General features: G+C 68.5%; 16 protein-coding genes. 12 read left to right on the forward strand and 4 right to left on the reverse strand.

All coding sequences use genetic code 11. The annotated features are described in order from the left end of the window. Both I5I_RS10625 and I5I_RS10630 read left to right on the forward strand, forming a co-directional pair. Positions 1-784: hypothetical protein (locus I5I_RS10625; protein WP_036319325.1), on the forward strand; the 784-nt coding region annotated here is incomplete at its 5' end. A gap of 9 nt (positions 785-793) precedes the next feature. Further along, positions 794-1,555: a hypothetical protein gene (locus I5I_RS10630; protein WP_036319329.1), complete on the forward strand. Its 762-nt coding sequence runs from the start codon at positions 794-796 to the stop codon at positions 1,553-1,555. 9 nt (positions 1,556-1,564) lie between these two features. On the opposite strand, the gene I5I_RS10635 is transcribed toward I5I_RS10630, so the two are convergent. The 3 genes from I5I_RS10635 to I5I_RS10645 are packed head-to-tail and all read right to left on the reverse strand — an operon-like array spanning position 1,565 to position 4,694. Then, on the reverse strand, positions 1,565-2,455 hold the full coding sequence (locus tag I5I_RS10635) for a glycine betaine ABC transporter substrate-binding protein (protein WP_036319332.1): 891 nt from the start codon (positions 2,453-2,455) through the stop codon (positions 1,565-1,567). Beyond that, positions 2,452-3,408: an ABC transporter permease gene (locus tag I5I_RS10640; RefSeq protein ID WP_036319335.1), complete on the reverse strand. Its 957-nt coding sequence runs from the start codon at positions 3,406-3,408 to the stop codon at positions 2,452-2,454. The genes I5I_RS10635 and I5I_RS10640 overlap by 4 nt, the downstream gene beginning before the upstream one ends. Next, a complete protein-coding gene (locus tag I5I_RS10645) occupies positions 3,408-4,694 on the reverse strand; it encodes a quaternary amine ABC transporter ATP-binding protein (RefSeq protein WP_051039582.1) in 1,287 nt (428 codons plus the stop codon). Before I5I_RS10645 ends, I5I_RS10640 begins: the two co-directional genes overlap by 1 nt. Positions 4,695-5,051: 357 nt before the next feature. On the opposite strand from I5I_RS10645, the gene I5I_RS10650 reads away from it, so the two are divergent. From I5I_RS10650 to I5I_RS10660, 3 genes are read left to right on the forward strand one after another with little or no spacing between them, the layout of a single operon-like run. Beyond that, positions 5,052-5,444 (forward strand): GntR family transcriptional regulator, encoded by a 393-nt coding sequence (locus tag I5I_RS10650; RefSeq protein WP_036319338.1) that lies wholly within the window; start codon positions 5,052-5,054, stop codon positions 5,442-5,444. Beyond that, positions 5,441-6,367, forward strand: a complete 927-nt coding sequence (locus tag I5I_RS10655) for an ABC transporter ATP-binding protein (RefSeq protein WP_036319341.1) — start codon at positions 5,441-5,443, stop codon at positions 6,365-6,367. Before I5I_RS10650 ends, I5I_RS10655 begins: the two co-directional genes overlap by 4 nt. After that, positions 6,364-7,050: a hypothetical protein gene (locus I5I_RS10660; RefSeq protein WP_036319343.1), complete on the forward strand. Its 687-nt coding sequence runs from the start codon at positions 6,364-6,366 to the stop codon at positions 7,048-7,050. Before I5I_RS10655 ends, I5I_RS10660 begins: the two co-directional genes overlap by 4 nt. A gap of 30 nt (positions 7,051-7,080) precedes the next feature. Here the strand turns inward: I5I_RS10660 and I5I_RS10665 are convergent, their stop codons facing one another. Then, a complete protein-coding gene (locus I5I_RS10665) occupies positions 7,081-7,371 on the reverse strand; it encodes a chorismate mutase (protein ID WP_036288797.1) in 291 nt (96 codons plus the stop codon). Positions 7,372-7,443: 72 nt separating this feature from the next. Here I5I_RS10665 and I5I_RS10670 point away from each other — a divergent pair, with 72 nt between their 5' ends. From I5I_RS10670 to I5I_RS10700, 7 genes are all read left to right on the forward strand, one after another. Next, entirely contained in the window at positions 7,444-8,634 is a 1,191-nt protein-coding gene (locus I5I_RS10670; RefSeq protein WP_036319346.1) for an AI-2E family transporter, read from the forward strand. 109 nt (positions 8,635-8,743) lie between these two features. After that, positions 8,744-11,581 (forward strand): discoidin domain-containing protein, encoded by a 2,838-nt coding sequence (locus I5I_RS10675; protein WP_036319349.1) that lies wholly within the window; start codon positions 8,744-8,746, stop codon positions 11,579-11,581. A gap of 188 nt (positions 11,582-11,769) precedes the next feature. Then, entirely contained in the window at positions 11,770-13,017 is a 1,248-nt protein-coding gene (locus tag I5I_RS10680) for an extracellular solute-binding protein (protein WP_239640091.1), read from the forward strand. A gap of 16 nt (positions 13,018-13,033) precedes the next feature. Further along, a complete protein-coding gene (locus tag I5I_RS10685; protein WP_239640092.1) occupies positions 13,034-13,948 on the forward strand; it encodes a carbohydrate ABC transporter permease in 915 nt (304 codons plus the stop codon). Continuing rightward, entirely contained in the window at positions 13,935-14,834 is a 900-nt protein-coding gene (locus tag I5I_RS10690; RefSeq protein ID WP_036319356.1) for a carbohydrate ABC transporter permease, read from the forward strand. The genes I5I_RS10685 and I5I_RS10690 overlap by 14 nt, the downstream gene beginning before the upstream one ends. 23 nt (positions 14,835-14,857) lie before the next feature. Then, positions 14,858-16,294: a glycoside hydrolase family 5 protein gene (locus I5I_RS10695; protein ID WP_036319388.1), complete on the forward strand. Its 1,437-nt coding sequence runs from the start codon at positions 14,858-14,860 to the stop codon at positions 16,292-16,294. 17 nt (positions 16,295-16,311) lie between these two features. Beyond that, on the forward strand, positions 16,312-17,541 hold the full coding sequence (locus I5I_RS10700; RefSeq protein WP_036319359.1) for an ROK family transcriptional regulator: 1,230 nt from the start codon (positions 16,312-16,314) through the stop codon (positions 17,539-17,541). Positions 17,542-17,567: the final 26 nt, after the last annotated feature.

Here is a 17,567-nt window from a genome sequence, read left to right on the forward strand (position 1 = left end):
CCGCGCCGCGTTGCGGGTGGCACGCGCGAAGCTGGACCGTCTCCAGCCCGAGCGTGCGATCGGTCGCGCGAGCCCCGGAGACGTCGCCGCGGCGCGGCGGCAGCTCGACCGCGCCACCGACGAGGTCCGTGTGGCGAGCGCGACTGCACGGTCGCGGCGGGCGCATGTGGTCGCCGCGCGCGCGGCGCTGCCGGCGGCCGGAGACGACAGCCGCCTGCCGGTCACTCGCGTGATGGCCGCACACGACGAGATCATCGCGCGGTGGATGACCTATGAGACCGACCCGGCGCGGCTCATCGCCTTCCCCGCGATGACCGACGCGCGCCAACCGGCGACCGCCGCTTTCCTCGCGGCCGACAAGGCGGCCCGGGAGCTTCGTCCGAGCTCCCCGCACGCCCGCGTCACTCCCGCGCAGTTCACCGCATACCGAGATGCGGTGGCGGCAGCCGAACGAGCCTTCGCCGTCGCCGAGGCCGAGGCGTGGAAGCAGGCGCGCGCCGCGGGCGACGCTCCCCCGCGCCCCCAGCCCGGAGACCCGGATGCCGGGATCACGGGCACGCCGGTGCGGGACCAGTGGACGATCATCGCGCAGAGCCTGACGCAGACGGCCCTCGCGCGCGGAACCGAGGCGCTGGCCCGCGTGGTGTCGGCACGCACGCCGCCCGGCTCCCGGCATCCGGGTGAACCGCCGATGCCGGGGCGGGGAGAGCCGGGACCCGACGACGACGAGAGCGGGGGCGGGGCTCGTCGCGTGTGGCCCGTGCCCGGTCGACCCCGCGCGTAAGGTAAGCCCGTGGATCAGTTCTGGGAGTTCGCGCAGCACTACTGGTGGCTGGTGTTTCCCCTCATGGGCATCGCCGGCGGCTTCGTGCGCCGCTGGGACGTGCTGGCGCAGCGCCGCCACGCGCGCCGGCTCGAGGTCATGCGGGCGAAGGCCGAGCTGAAGACAATCACCGCGTCCACACGGGTCACGGGCGCCGGCGAACCACAACCGATCACGAAGCCGTCACCGCTGCCCGACCAGCTCGAGAAACTCTTCGCGGTGCACGACGACGTCACCGCGCGCTGGCTGGAGTACGAGCTCGACGTCGCTCGCATGATCGCCTTTCCCACCATGAGCGACGGGCGGCAGCCCCTGACCGCCGCGTTCCTGCGCGCCAAGAAGATCGCCGACCGGCTGCGCCCGGCGTCGGCGGATGCGCGGGTCAGCGCGGAACAGGTCGCCGAGTACCGCGGCGCCGTCACCGATTACGAGGTCGCGTTCGATCTCGCCGAGCGTGACGCCCGGCGCGTGCGTGACTCCCAGTTCAGCGATGCCGAGCGCAAGCGTCTGGCCACGGCGCAGCAACTGCTGGCCGTCGCGCTCGACCAGTCCGCGACCCCGGCGGAGCGTCAGGTCGCCTATCGCCGGGTGCGGGAGGAGGTCGACGGCCTGCTGGCCCTCTCCGACGAGGCCGTCGAGCGCCTCGAGACCAAGGTCGCCCTGCAGCTCGAGCGTCCGCAGCCCACCCCCGACGACGAACGGGGCCCGGCAGACGCCGGACCCCGTTCCTGACCGCGATCGTCAGGACGTGAGGCTGTCGACCCACTCCTGATTCTCGGCGATCCACTTCTTGATCACCGGCGCGTAGTCGTCACCGCTGTACTCGTTGAACATCGCGTTCTCGAGCGAGGCGAGCGTGTCGGTGGGCATCGTGAAGTTCGAGATCCAGCCGTGCACCTCGGGGTGGTCCTTCGCGAACGAGCTCGCCGCCACCGAGTGGATGCTCTCGGCATCGCCCAGCAGGCCCTTCGGGTCGGCGAGGTCCTTCACCGGGAACGCGTTGTACGCCCAGTGCGGCCGCCACAGCGTCACCGCGATGTTCTGCCCGGCATCCGTCGCCTTCTTGAGCTCGGCGAGCATGGCCGGCGTGGACGACTCCACGAGTTCCATCCCCTCGAGCCCGTAGCCGGGAACGACATCGTCGCCGGTGATGCGCATGAGCCCCGAGCCCGGTTCGATGCCGACGATGCGACCGCCGAACTGGTCGGATGCCGCGGCCAGCTGATCGAGCGAGTCGATCGGCGCGTCGGCGTTGACGGCGACGGTGAGTCGCGCGTCGTCGTTCCAGGCCCCGAGGTCGTCGACCTTGTCGCCGTAGCGCTCCATGTAGTCGGCGTGCGTGGTGGGCAGCCAGGTGTCCAGCACGAGGTCGAAGTCGCCGCGAGCGAGGCCCTGGTAGACGGGCGCGACGTCGGCGAACGTGAGCTTCACGTCATAGCCCTTGTCCTCGAGGATCGACTGCCACAGGTACGACGCGGCGATGCCCTCGTCCCACCCGTTGAACACGGCGATCTCGATCGACTTCGCGTCGGAACCGCCCGCGCCTCCCGTGCCGCCGGCACAGCCGCTCAGGGTGAGCGCTGCGGCGGCGCTCAGGGCGATACCGCCCAGGATGCTCTTGGTCTTGTTCATGCTGACGTCCTCTCCATCCGCGTGCTGTCCGCGGATCGGTCGGTGTCAGCCGCGGACTCTCCGCGGCTGGGGCGGGCCGTCGACCCGCCGTTGCGGGTGCGGCGAACCGCGCCCGCCCGGCGCGGGGCACGAGGCCGGCCCAGCGCCGAAGTCAGACGGTCGAGGATCATCGCGATCATGACGACCGACAGGCCGGCTTCGAAGCCCAGGCCCACGTTGATGCGCCCGATGGCGCGAACGATCTCGCCGCCGAGTCCGCCGGCGCCGACCATGCCCGCGATGACGACCATCGAGAGACTCAGCATGATCACCTGGTTGACGCCGGCCATGATCGACGGCAGCGCCAGCGGGATCTGAATCTGCCGCAGCACACGCGCCGGCGAAGCCCCGAACGCGTACCCCGCCTCCACGACCTCGCTGTCGACGCCCCGGATGCCGAGTTCGGTCAGCCGCACGCCGGGGGCGATCGCGAAGAGGATCGTCGCGATCATGCCCGGCACCGCCCCGACGCCGAAGAAGATGATCGCGGGGATGAGGTAGACGAAGGCGGGCATCGTCTGCAGGAAGTCGAGCACGGGGCGCACGATGCGCGAGACGGCGTCGCTGCGGGCGGCCCAGATGCCGACGGGGATCGCGATCACGATCGCGACGAGCGCCGCGACGATGACCAGGGCGAGGGTGTCCATCGCGTTGTCCCACTGATCGACGCCCACGATCACGAGCAGGCCGAGGGCGGTGCCCAGCGCCAGGCGCCAGCCGCTCACGGCGAACGCCGCCGCGGCGAGCACGACGATCAGCAGCCAGAACGGCGGCGCCATGAGCACGGCGTCCACCGCGTCGTAGACGGCGCCCAGAACGAGCGCCACCGCGTCGAACAGTCCGCGCAGCGCGTCGCCGACGACATCGACGACCGTCTCGGCCCACTGGCCCACCGGAATGCGGAACCCGTCCATCAGCGCTCTCCCTCCGTCGCGGCATCCACCAGCGGCGTGAACTCGGCCACCATCTCCAGCGGGGTCTGCACGACCGCCATCTCGCGCGTCGTCGCCGGAACGTTGCCGAGAGCGGCGAGCAGTGTGATGCGCGGGATCACTCCACGCAGGCGTCCCTGATCGTCGACGACGGCCAGGGGAACGGACGCCTCCACGGCGGTCTCGACGATGTCGGTGAGCAGGTCGTCGGGACCGACCGTCGGCACGCGGGTGTCGACGATGCGCCGCAGGTCGCTCTCGCCCGACTTCACCGCTCGGATCACGGCCCGGTCGGTGACCACGCCCACGAGGCGGCGGTTCTCGGTCGCGAACACGGCACCGGCCTGGTTCTCACGCATCGTGCGCAGTGCCCCGCGCACGCCCGCCGTGATCGGCGTCGACAGCGACGGCGGCTCCATGACGGCGGATGCCGTGAGCACGCGCGCCCGGTCGACGTCCTGAACGAACTGCGCCACGTAGTCGTTGGCGGGATCGGTCAGGATCTCTTCCGGTGTGCCGTTCTGCACGATGCGACCGTCACGCATCACGGCGATGCGGTCGCCGAGGAACATCGCCTCGTTGAGGTCGTGCGTGATGAACACGATCGTGCGGCCGAGCTCGCGCTGCAGCTCCACCAGCTGCTCCTGCATCTCGCGGCGGATGAGCGGGTCGAGCGCCGAGAAGGCCTCGTCCATCAGCAGGATGTCGGTGCCGGCCGTCAGGGCGCGCGCGATGCCGACCCGCTGACGCATGCCGCCGGAGAGCTGGTCGGGAAGCGCATCGGCGCGATCGCCGAGGCCCACGCGCCCGAGGATGTCACGCGCACGTTCGCGGCGCTCGGTCTTGCCGACGCCCTGGATCTCCAGCGCGTACGCCGCGTTGTCGAGCACGCTCAGGTGCGGCAGCAGGGCGAAGTGCTGGAACACCATCGACACCGACTCGCGGCGGATGGTGCGCAGCTGTGCCGGCGAGGCCGTGGTGACGTTGCGGCCGGCGATGGTCACCTCGCCGGCGGTGGGGGTCAGCAGGCCGTTGAGCATGCGGATGATCGTGGACTTGCCCGACCCGGACAACCCCATGATGACGAAGATCTCGCCACGGTTCACCGTGAAGCTCGCGTCCACCACGGCCGCGGTGCCGGCATCGGCCACGTCGGCGCGGGAGTGACCCGCGCGCAGGCGCGCCACGGCATCCTTCGGATCGCGCCCGAAGACTTTGAACAGATGCCGCGCCTCCAAGAGGGGCGCAGCGGAAACAGCGTCGGTCACAGAACACCTCGGCAGCCCGGTGCACAGGCTGCATCGGTCACGCCCGGGTGACGGCCACTCGCGCTCGGGCAGAGCGCTCGGCACCGGACATCGGATCCGGGCACAGGCCGCCGACCTTACGTCCGCCGGTGCCAACGGGCACGACAGCGGTCGCGGACTGGTCTGGGGGTCGACCCCGCGTGGGGCCGCCACCACCGTTTCATCCGGGTGAATGCGCACGCAAATTGGACGCGCCGCCGACTTCTCGCTATCGCGCGCACGCGGAGACCGCGGCGCTCCGGCAGCGCTTGACGTCGCCAGCGTTATGTGGTTACTTAGTCAAGTAACTAACCAATTCACTGGATGCCGGGAGGCCACGTGATCGATGAGGGACGAGCGCTCTTCGTGCAGATCGCCGAGAGCGTCGAGGACTCCATCGTGGACGGGAGCCTCCCCGAAGACACACGCGCGCCGTCGACCAACGAACTGGCGGCGTTCTACCGCATCAACCCGGCCACGGCCGCGAAAGGAGTGAACATGCTCGTGGAGAAGGGCGTGCTCGTCAAGCGCCGTGGAATCGGCATGTTCGTGGCCGTCGGTGCCCGCGAGAGCCTGCGGGCCGAGCGGCGTGCCGCCTTCGCCGCCCGGTTCATCGAGCCTCTGCTCGCAGAAGCTCACACGCTCGGCCTCAGTGCCGACGAACTCGCCACGATGGTCCGCGACCGCGCGGCCGCCCACATCACATCGACCACGGAAGGAGGCGCCCGATGACCGTCGTCCAGGTGACCGATCTCGTCAAGCGCTATAGGAACGCCGCCGCCCTGGATGGGGTGTCGCTGACGCTCGAAGCCAACGTCATCTACGGCCTGCTGGGCCGCAACGGCGCCGGCAAGACAACCCTGATGTCGATCCTGACCGCCCAGAACTTCGCGACGAGCGGCGAGGTCAGCGTCTTCGGCGAGAACCCGTACGAGAACAGCCGCGTGCTGGGCCGGATCTGCTTCGTGCGCGAGAGTCAGCGCTATCCCGACGACGCCCGACCCGTCCACGCCTTCCGGATGGCGGCGATGTTCTTCCCGCACTGGAATCAGGATCTCGCGGACGAGCTCATCGATGCGTTCCAGCTGCCCATGAAGACGCGGATCAAGAAGCTCTCCCGCGGGCAGCTGTCGGCGGTCGGTGTCATCATCGGACTCGCCTCGCGCGCCGAGCTGACGTTCTTCGACGAGCCCTACCTCGGACTGGATGCCGTCGCGCGCCAGATCTTCTACGACCGCCTCCTGGCCGACTACGCCGACCATCCCCGCACCATCGTGCTGTCCAGTCACCTCATCGACGAGGTCGCCGACCTCATCGAACGGGTGATCGTCATCGATCGCGGGCGCATCATCCTCGACGAGGAGACCGATGCCGTCCGCGGCCGGGCCTCGACGATCATCGGCGACGCCGTCGCCGTCGACGCCTTCACCGCGGGACGCGAGGTGCTGCACCGCGAGAGCCTCGGGCGCGTGGCCAGCGCGACGGTTCTCGGCGAACTCGGCATCCAGGACCGGGCGCAGCTCGCGGCATCCGGGCTCGAGGTGGGTGCGGTCTCTCTGCAGCAGCTGATCGTCCGCCTGACCCAGCACGATGCCGAATCCTCGGCCACGGCGAACGCCGCCGCAGCCACCACCGCCGAAGGAGCACGCCGATGAATCGGGTCTTCACCGTCACCCGGATGCAGTTCGTCAACAAGTACACGTTCGTATGGCTGCCGCTGCTCATCCTCGTCGTCAGCCTCGTGCTCTCGATCGCGATCTTCGCGCTCATCCCCTACGGCGGGGCGAAGTACGGCGGCGGAAGCCAGGCTCCGATCTGGTATTTCTTCGGCCTGGGCATCATGTCGCTGAGCTACACCTTCCCGTTCTCGCAGGCCCTCAGCATCACGCGCCGGGAGTTCTTCTTCGGCACGATGCTCGCGGCACTGGTGACGGCCGTCCTGCTGGGCGCCGTCTTCGCCGTCGGCGGCGCGATCGAACGCGCCACGGGCGGCTGGGGTGTCAACGGCTACTTCTTCTCGCTGGACTGGGTGTGGACCGCCGGCCCCGGGGGCGCCGGGCTCTTCTTCGCCGTAGTGGCGATGGTGCTCTTCGTGGCCGGGTTCTGGGGCGCGACGCTCTACCGCCGCTTCGGCGCTCTCGGGCTGACGCTCACGCTGTCGGGCGTGGGGGTGCTGCTGATCGCCGCCCTGTGGCTCGTCGGGCGGATGGATGCCTGGGCGACGGTGTGGACGTGGCTCGCCGACCTGGGGCCGATCGGGCTGACCGCGGTGCTGGCCGTGCTGACGTGCGTGCTGGGTGCCGCGTCGTTCCTCACGCTGCGCCGCGCCATCCCCTGACGCATCGAGGCCGCCGGACGGGCGCCGGAATCAGTCGGCGGCGGCCGCCGCGGTGTGGTGTCGGATGACCTCGGCGACGACGAAGTTGAACCACTTCTCGGCGAACTCGGGATCGAGGTCGGCCTCGAGAGCGAGGCGACGCAGACGCGCGATCTGCTGCTCTTCACGAGCGGGGTCGGATGCCGGCATCCGATGCTCCGCTTTGAGCACCCCGACCTGCTGCGTGCAGCGGAAGCGTTCGGCGAGCATGAAGATCAGCGCCGCGTCGATGTTGTCGATGCTGGCACGCAGGCGCTGCAGGTGAACGGCGGCGTCGGTCATGGGCTTCCTCTCGTCCTCGCCGACATTACCGCCTCTCCCAGCGACATCCGCTGACAGCCCTAGAGTGTGACCATGGCAGCAGCATCCAACGAGTCCCGGCCGCGTTCCCTCCGGCGTGGGGCGAAGACCGCGGCGGACTCCGACCGGGCGAGAACGACCGACGGTGCGGTGTCGGCCGAGGCTGCTGCGCATCGCTCACACACGGGACGCGCGGTGTGGACGACCCTGAACCGCCCCTTCGTCGTGGGCTTCTTCCTGACGCTCGGCGGCCTGGTGGCGATCCTGCTGGGCATGGCCGTCACCAGCTTGGTCACGGTGTGGATCTACGTCGCCTTCGCCCTGTTCGTCGCTCTCGGACTCAACCCCGTCGTGCAGCGCCTGCAGCGGCACGGCGTCGGCAGAGCCTGGGCGATCGTGATCGTGTACTTCGCCCTGGCGCTGCTGCTCGTGGCCGTGCTGTGGCTCATCGTGCCCACGGTGGTGCGCCAGATCGCCCAGTTCATCACGGACGTCCCGACTCTCGTGACGTCGTTCCAGCAGACCGACCTCTACCACTGGGCACGTGATCAGTTCGGCGACCAGGTGCCCGCGATCGTCGCCGAGGTGCAGAAGTTCCTCACCGATCCGGGCCATCTGGCGGCGATCGGCGGGGGCGTGCTGCAGATCGGCATCTCCATCGGCACGACGATCTCCGGGATGATCATCATCATCGTGCTGAGCCTGTACTTCCTCGCGTCATTGCCGGAGATCAAGCAGGCGTTCTACCGCATGGTGCCCGCCCGCAGTCGCGCACTCACGGCCGATCTGACCGAGCAGATCACGGAGTCGGTCGGCGGCTACCTGGGCGGCATGGTCGTGCTCGCCTTCTTCAACGCGGTCGTGAGCTTCATCCTGTACACGGTTCTCGGCCTCCCCTTCCCCGCACTGATGGCGGTCGTCGCCTTCTGCCTCACGATCATTCCGCTCGTCGGAACCGTGCTGTTCTGGGGCATCGCCTCGGTGGTCGCCCTCTTCGCCAGCCCCCTGTCGGCGCTCATCTTCGCCGTCGCGTATCTGGTCTACATGCAGCTCGAGGCATACGTGCTCACGCCGAAGGTGATGAACAAGGCCATCGCGGTGCCGGGAGCCCTCGTCGTGATCGGCGCGCTCGTCGGGGGGACGCTCATGGGCCTGCTCGGCGCGCTCGTCGCGATTCCCGTGACCGCCTCCATCCTGCTGATCATCAAGAAGGTCTTCATCCCCAAGCAGGACGCCGCACTCTGAGCCCCAGTAAGTGCTGGGCTTATTTTAAGTCCTTGACAAAGTAGACGTCGTCTCGCGATGCTGACCAGCGACGGAGCGCAGCCATGCTCCGCACTGATCAAGGAGGATCGTGAAACGACGTGTTCTCGCCGCGCTGGTGACAGCTGCGGCCGTGGCGGCCACTGCCGTCCTACCCGTGACGGCGGCGCATGCCGCCGCCCTCACCTCCGCCGACTTCCTCAAAGCCAGCGGCAACGTCCTGAAGAAATCGTCGGGGACCGGCGCCGCGGTGAACCTCCGCGGCACGAACATCGGCGGATGGCTCACCCAGGAGGACTGGATGTCGCCCCTCGGCGAGTTCGCCGCCGACCGCACCGGCTGGAGTGCAACCGCGTCCGCGGGAGCACCGGCCAACGCCCTCGACGGATCGGGAACCAGCCGGTGGACGACCGGCGCGAATCAGGCCGGCGGGGAGTGGATTCGTCTCGACCTGGGGGCGCCCACTCTCTTCAACCGGCTCACCATCGACAACACCGCCAACGCGGGCCAGTGGCCGCGAGCACTCAACATCGAGACATCGTCCAACGGCTCGACCTGGACCAGCGTGGCGACCCAGCCCGGCACGGACGGTCTCACGACGGTGAAGTTCGCCCCGCAGGTCGCGCGTTACGTGCGGGTGACACAGACCGGCGCCGCGGCCGCCCCGTGGTCGGTCGGTGAGATCAACCTCTACAGCGACCCGGTCCTGTTCAACGGCACGCATACCGCGACGGCGACCTCCAACGCCCCCGGCACGAACGCCCAGATGACGCTCGACGGCAACGTCTCCACGGTGTGGCAGAGCGGTGCCCCGCAGGTGCCCGGGCAGTCGTTGACGATCGATCTCGGGCGCAACGTGGACATGGACAAAGTCCTGTTCGATGCGGGCGCGACCACCGCGAACGACTACCCGCGGGTCTACGACGTCTTCACGTCATACGACAATGCGAACTGGACGAAGGTCGCGAGCGGCTACGGCGCGAATCGCGTCGTGCAGGCCGACTTCCAAGGGACCAAGAACGGTCGCTATCTTCGGATCACCTCGAACGGCACCTCGTCGCAGTGGTGGTCGGTGGCCGAGGTCGCGATCTCGAGCGGAACCTCCCTCGATCGCGGCGGATGGGTCGTCACCTCCTCGCTGGGCGCCTCCCCGTCGAACATGATCGACGGCACCACCTCGACGCGGTGGACCACCGGTGCGGCCCAGGCGCCGGGTCAGGCCGTCACCGTGGACATGGGCGCGCTCATCACGCTGAACAACGTCACGACCGACACCGCGAAGAACACCACCGACGAGGACGACTGGCCGCGCGGGTACACGCTCCAGCTCTCACGCGACGGGTCCTCCTGGAGCACTGTCGCAACCGGGGCGGGAACCAAGAAGGCGTCGACCATCGGGTTCACGGCTCAGGCAGCACGGTACTTCCGCCTCACCCAGACCGGCTCCGCAGGCAACTGGTGGTCGATCGGCGAGCTCACCGCCGGGCTCTACAACGACGACTACTCGCTGACGAACACGATGACCGCACGCTTCGGCGCGACGACGACCGCCTCGGTCGTCGGCACGCATCAGGACACATGGTTCACGGCGAACGACCTCGACGCGATCCAGGCCACGGGAATGAACTTCATCCGTGTGCCGATCGGGTGGAACGTGTTCCTCAATCTCGACGGCACCTGGAAGTCGAATCCGTGGTCGAAGATCGACTGGGTCGTGAACGAAGCCGCGGCGCGCGGAATCTATGTCCTCATCGACCTCCACACGGTGCCGGGCGGCGGCTGCCCGTGGGGCTCGTGCGGTCGCATCGGACCCAACCCCAACGGGTTCTGGGGCAGCGCGACCTATCAGAACTGGGTGGAGGACATCTGGAAGAAGATCGCGACGCGCTACAACGGCAATCCCGCGGTGGCCGGCTACGACCTCATCAACGAGCCCCTGATCGACTACAACGAAGACAGCGACGATGTGGCCCAGAAGAGCGACTACTACAACCGGCTGTACACCGCCGTACGTGCCATCGATGCGGACCACGCGATCTTCCTCGGCGCGTTCTTCGGCCTGGACAAGATCGCACCGCCGTCGACCTACGGGTGGACGAACGTCGTCTACGAATACCACCCGTACGACATGCCGAACTCGAAGGACTGGACGGCCCAGAACCAACTCGTCACGAACGAACTGGGCGGACTGGCTGCGAAGCTCTCGAATCCGGGGGTGCCGATCCTCTACGGCGAATACTCCCTGTACTACAACGACGACGTCTGGGCACGGTTCATGGCGGGACTCAACGCCTCGCAGGTGTCGTGGTCGAACTGGTCATACAAGGTCAAGGGCTCGGCCGAGGACGGCTTCGCCTACTGGGGCATGTACTACGACGACCGCAAGCCGGTGCCGGTCATCAACAGTGACGATGCGGCGACCTTCCAGTCGAAGCTGTCGCAGTTCGCAACCGCCAACTTCACGCAGAACGCGCGGTTCGTCGCCACCATCGCCAAGTACGCCGGCGGCTTGTCGACGTTCGCCCCGTCCGCGCTGAGCCACACCGGCTGGACGGCGACGGCGTCCACGACCGCGGCGGGCAGCTCGCCGAGTGCGGGCATCGATGGCGCCAACGGCACATCGTGGAAGAGCGGCCAGGCCATGGCGGGCGGGGAGTGGTACCGCATCGACATGGGCTCGACCCGCACGGTCGCGATGGTCACGGTGCAGACCGACAGCTCGTCGACGTGGGACTATCCGCGCGGATTCACCGTCGAGACCTCCCTCGACGGCTCGTCGTGGACGACAGCCACCACGGGCATCGCCTACGGATGGAAGCGTCCGATCTCGATCCCACCGGTCAGCGCGCGGTACATCCGCATCACTCAGACGGGCGTGGCGCCGCAGTGGTGGTCTATCGACGAGGTGACGGTCTACTCGTCGTACTGACAACGATCGGCGCAGGGGGTCGCGACGTGGCGGCCCCCTGCGCTCGTTTCGCCGCTCCGCCTCTTGCCAGACAATCGGACATGCCTTAATCTAAGTCGTAGAGAAAGGACGAGGGAGTCTCTTCCCGTCCTCTCGCCGCCGAATCCCGATTCGACACCGCACCTCCTGCACCCCGAAAGGACCTCTCGATGAAGAGAATGCGCTGGCTCGCGCTGGGCACCGCCGCCCTGACGGCCGCCACCCTCGCCGGATGCTCGTCATCCGCACCCGCCGACGGCGGCACCGCCGCCAAGGAACTGACCGTCTGGGTCATGGGCGACAGCTCTGCCCACTTCGATGCGCTGGTCAAGCCGTTCGAAGACAAGACGGGAATCGACGTGAAGACCGTCGCCATCCCCTGGGACAGCGTCGACCAGAAGTTCACGACAGCGGTCGCTTCGGGCGACGGCCCCGACGTGCTGCAGATCGGACTCTCCAAGCTGCGCACCTATGCCGACAGCGGCGCACTGCTCACCCTCGACGACGCGGCACTGTCGGGTCACGAGAACCTCGCGGCATCCAACTTCGTCGACGGCGTCGCCGGAGATGCGACCGCCATCGGGGGCAAGGTCGTCTCCGTGCCGTGGGTGTCGGACACGCGCGTCCTCTTCTACCGCAGCGACATCCTCCAGGCAGCGGGTATCAGCACTCCGCCGGCGACCTGGGATCAGCTGCGCGCCGACGCGAAGACACTGGCCGGCCGCGGTGACGGCTCGTACGGTTACTACATCCCCCAATGGGACAGCGCACTGCCCGTGATCATGACGTGGGACCAGGGCGGCGACATCGTCGACAGCCGGGGCAAGATCGACTTCGATACGCCCGCGTTCGGTAAGGCGGTCGACCTGTACACCGGCCTCTACGCCGACAAGAGCGTGCCCACCAACAGCGACTTCGACCAGGCGCAGGGCTTCATCACGGGAAGCACGCCGATGCTCGTCAGCGGTCCCTACCTTGCGGCCGCCATCTCGCAGTCGGCGCCGGAGCTGGCCGGGAAGTGGAACGTGACCACCGTGCCGTCCGGAGCGAAGGACACGTCGCTGCTCGCCGGGTCGAACCTCGGAGTCTGGGGCTCCACGAAGAACAAGGACGGCGCACTTCAGCTGCTCGATTACCTCTCGCAGCCCGACGTGCAGGTGAGCTGGTACCAGTCCGACGGGCAGCTGCCGACAGTGAAGAAGGCGCTCGCCGACAGCGCGCTGACGGGCGACCCCATGGTGTCGGTCTACACGAAGCAGCTCGCGTCCTCCCGCCTGCTGCCGCTCGTGCCGAACTGGGACGGCGAGACGGGCAAGGCGCTGCTCGACGCGCTCAACTCGATCGTGCTCACCGGCGCGAACCGCGACGACGCACTGAAGACGCTGTTCACGACCACCGCGGGGACCCCCGCGAACTGAGCTCCGGGGGTGCGCGGTGACCCGATCACCGCGCACCCCCGGCCACGAGGCCATGAAGAACCGCATCGTCCCCTATACGTTCATCGCCCCGGCGATGCTCCTGCTCATCGTCTTCGGCATCCTGCCCATCGCCGTGGCGCTCCTCGTGAGCTTCACCGACATGAATCTCGCAGGCCTGGGAAACTGGTCGCGGATCCAGTTCATCGGCGGCGACAACTACACGGCGCTGTTCGCCGACCCCGACTTCTGGCAGGCCCTCGGCAACACCGCTCTGTTCGCGGTCGTCGGCGTGCCCAGCGTGATCGTCCTCTCCCTGGCGATCGCGCTCGCGCTCAACAGCTCGCAGGGCCGCTTCTTCCGCGCGCTGCGCTCGTTCTACTTCGTCCCGGCCATCACCGCGATCGTGGCCGTGGCTCTCGTATGGGGCTACCTCTACAACACGCAGTTCGGCCTGTTCAACTACCTGCTCTCGCTCGTCGGGCTGCCGCCGGTTCCCTGGCTCTCCGACCCCACGGTCGTGAAGTTCTCCGTCGGGCTGGTCGCCGTATGGCGCGGCCTCGGGCTGAACGTCATCATCTTCCTCGCGGCCCTGCAAGGCGTGCCGAAGGAGTACCTGGAGGCGGCGGCGATCGACGGCGCATCGGGGCTGCGCCGCATCGTCTCGATCGTGCTCCCCCTGCTGCGCTTCGCCATCTTCTTCGTCACCATCACCACCGTCATCGCATGGCTGCAGTTCTTCGACGAACCCTTCGTGCTCACCAAGGGCGGACCACTGGGTTCGTCGACGTCGATCGCGCTCTTCCTGTATCAGAAGGGTTTCTCGTCGAGTCAGTTCGGCTACGCCAGTGCGGGCTCGGTCGTCCTCGTCGCGATCATCGCGACGATCACCATCGTCCAGCTGCGCCTGAGGAGGTCCGATGTCGACCACTGAGCTCATCACCCGCGGCGGACGGGGCCTCGCGAAGACGTCGGACGCACGACGGGGCACCCGAGCCGGACGGCGCCGCGGCCGCACCGGCACCATCGTGATCGGCGCGCTGCTGACCGTCGGCGCGCTGATCACCGCGTTCCCGTTCCTGTGGATGATCTTCGCCTCCGTCAAGCCGCGCAGCGAGTCCGTCGCGTTCCCCCCGCAGCTGCTGCCGCGCAATCCGACGCTCCAGTACTTCATCCAGCTCTTCACCGAGCTGGACTTCGGGCGCTACCTCCTGAACACCCTGCTGATCGTCGTCATCTGCATGGTGGGCCTGCTGCTGATGGCGGCGGCCGGCTACGGCTTCGCCAAGTTCGCCTTTCCCGGCAGAGATGCCCTGTTCTTCCTCGTGCTGGTGACGATGATGATCCCCGGCCAGGTCACGATGATCCCGAGCTACCTCATCCTCAACGGGATGAAGCTCACGAACACGCTCATCGGCATCGCCCTGCCGATGCTGGTGTCGGGTTTCGCCGTGTTCCTGTTCCGTCAGTTCATGGCGACGATCCCGACGGAGATCCTCGAGGCCGCACGGATGGACGGCGCGGGAGAGTGGCGCATCTTCTTCCGGATCATCCTGCCCATGTCGGGACCGATCCTGGCCGTGCAGGTGGTGCTCACCTTCATCGCGGGATGGAACAGCTTCCTGTGGCCGCTGATCATCGCCAACGACCAGGGGCTCTACACCCTCTCGGTGGGAATCTCGCTGCTCAATCAGCAGATCTCCACCAACCCGTCGCTGCAGATGGCGGCGTCGACGCTGATGGTCGTGCCCATCCTCATCGTCTTCGTCGTCTTCCAGCGCTACGTCGTCCAAGGCTTCGCCCTGTCCGGTCTGAAATGAGCATCCGTCCCGTGAGGAACACCATGACACCACCCCGTCGCCCCCGCGGTTTCGTCCGCGCCGTCGGCACAGAGCTCGTCGACGACGAGGGACCGCTGCTCCTTCGCGGCGTGGGACTCGGCAATTGGCTGCTCGCGGAAGGGTACATGTGGCTTTTCGGCGACGAGCTGGCCTCTCCGCGCCAGATCGAAGCGCGGATCGCCGAGCTGGTCGGCACCGCGCGGGCGGCCGAGTTCTGGCGCCGGTTCCGGGACGAGTTCGTCACCGAGAGGGACTTCGCGCTCATCGCGCAGCTGGGGTTCGATCACGTCCGCTTACCTCTCAACGCGCGCGGCGTGATCGCCGATGACGGGAGCTTCCAAGAGGACGGCTTCGCACTGATCGCCCGGGCGGTCGAGTGGGCGGAGCGCCACGGTCTGCGGGTACTGATCGATCTGCACGGCGCTCCCGGCGGGCAGACCGGAACGAACATCGACGATTCGCCGCGCGGCATCCCGGAGCTGTTCATGGCGGAGCACTACCGCGCGCAGACGGTGGCGCTATGGCGCGAGATCGCCCGTCGCTTCCGCGACAGCGAGACCGTGCTCGGCTACGACCTCCTCAACGAACCGCTGCCGAACGAGTGGCAGCACCGCTACCAGGACGAGCTCGTCGATCTCTACCGCGAGCTGACCGCGGCGATCCGCGAGATCGACCCCAACCACCTGCTCATGTACGAAGGCAGCCACTGGGCGACCAACCCCGACCCGGTGCGGGTGCGCTTCGACGAGAACCAGGCCGTGCAGTTCCACCGCTACTGGTGCGCCCCCGACGAGACGAGCATCGCCGACTTCCTCCAGTTGCGGCGCGACGCGGGACTGCCGATCTACATGGGCGAAGGCGGCGAGAACACGCCCGGGTGGATCTATGCGGCGACGCGCCTGTACGAGCGCCACGGGATCGGATGGAACTTCTGGCCCTGGAAGAAGCTCGACACTCTCACCTCGCCGCTGTCTGCGCGCGCGCCCGACAGCTGGGAGCTGATCGCCGACCCGACGGCGCAGCTCGACCCCGACCACGCGTGGCGGATTCTGCGGGAGTTCCTGGCGGCCGTCGCCGTCGAGCGCTGCGACGTGCGCACGGCCGTTCTCGATGCACTGTTCGCGCGCCCCGCTCTGCACCTGCCGGCGTGGGCCGGGGTGGGCGGCGAGGCGGAGACCTCGATCTCCGAGCAGGTGGCCGCCCCGCTGCCAGAGGGCCTCTGGCATCACACGGCAGGGGCGGCCTACGCTGCCGCCGAGTACGTTCCCGTGGAGATCACCCCCGGAGACCGCCTCGCGTTCGCGTTCTCGTCCCGCCCGGCATCCTGGCGGGTCGACGCCGACCGATCCCACGCCGTGACGGCGGACTGGCACGAGGGCAGCCTCCGACTCAGCGCCTCGGAGCGCGTGCGGGTGCGACGGCTCGAGGTGAGCATGTGACGGGCTATCGTCGAACCATGAGTGCACAGGCGCGGGGCGCCGCCTCCGCGGCGCCCGCCTCCGCGACCGTCACGACGCTGCGTCAGCAGAATCGTGCGGCCGCTCTGCGCTTCGTGCTGCAGCAGGGCGAGACGACCCGGGCCGATCTCGCGCGGCGTTGCGGATTCTCTTCGGCATCCGCCGCGAACATCACCTCCGAGCTCATCGATGACGGGTTGCTGGCCGAGGTCGGCTCGGTCTCCTCGCGCGGCGGACGACCGATCTCACTCATCGCGCCCCGCGCCGAAGGTGCCTACGCGATCGGCGTCGATGTCGGCGAGCGCGGCGTCGCCGTCGAGCTCTTCGACCTGTCGTTGACGATGGTCGATCGCGAGTTCCGCGGCGGAGGCCACGACGAGACCCCGCCGGACATCCACCGCGATCTCGTCGAAGCCATCGCCGCGCTGCGCGCGCGCAATCAGGAGCGGTGGCCGCGTGTCCTCGGCATCGGGCTCGGGCTTCCGGGTGTGGTCGAGACCGGACCCGACGGTGCCCAGGTGCTCTACGCCCAGAGTCTCGGTTGGGAGCCGTGGCCGATCCCGCGCGACCTGGACGCGGATCTGCCCGTCTTCGCGGAGAACGGTGCCAAGACGCAGGCGCGGGCCGAGCTCTGGTACGGCGCCGCCCGCGGAATCGACCATGCCGTCGTGGCCCTCCTCGGTCGCGGCGTCGGACTCGGCGTGATCAGCGACGGAGCCCTCGCGCACGGCGCGTTCAGCAGCGCCGGCGAGTGGGGTCACACGAAGATCGTGGTCGGCGGCGCGCGCTGCCGGTGCGGACAGAACGGCTGCGTCGAGGCCTACCTCGGCGCCGACGCGATCCTCGCCGAATGGCAGATCCGCGGCGGCTCCTTCGAGGGCTCGGGGTGGCAGGCGATCGGCGCGCTGCTGGCCGCGGCGGACAGCGACGCGGACGCGCGCGACGTCGTCGACGGGGTCGTGGAGGCGCTCGGCGCGGCGCTGGGAAGCGTCGTCAACCTGACCAACCCCGAACGCATCGTCGTCGGCGGATGGGTCGGGATGCGCTTGATGGAGCACGGAGCCGCACGGATCGCCGATGCGGTGCGGCGCAACTGCCTGACGCGCCTGGGCACCCAGTTCGAGATCGTCCCGGCGTCCTTCGGCGGCGACACGGTCGCGCTCGGATCGGCGCTGATGCCCATCACGGCACTGATCGACACTCCCCGCAGCGAGCTGTTCGCCGTCTGAGCCCGCCTCGGCATGGACGCGGCATC

The sequence above is a fragment of the Microbacterium sp. B24 genome (genome assembly GCF_000333415.1).
In the GTDB taxonomy this organism is placed as follows: Bacteria; Actinomycetota; Actinomycetes; order Actinomycetales; family Microbacteriaceae; genus Microbacterium.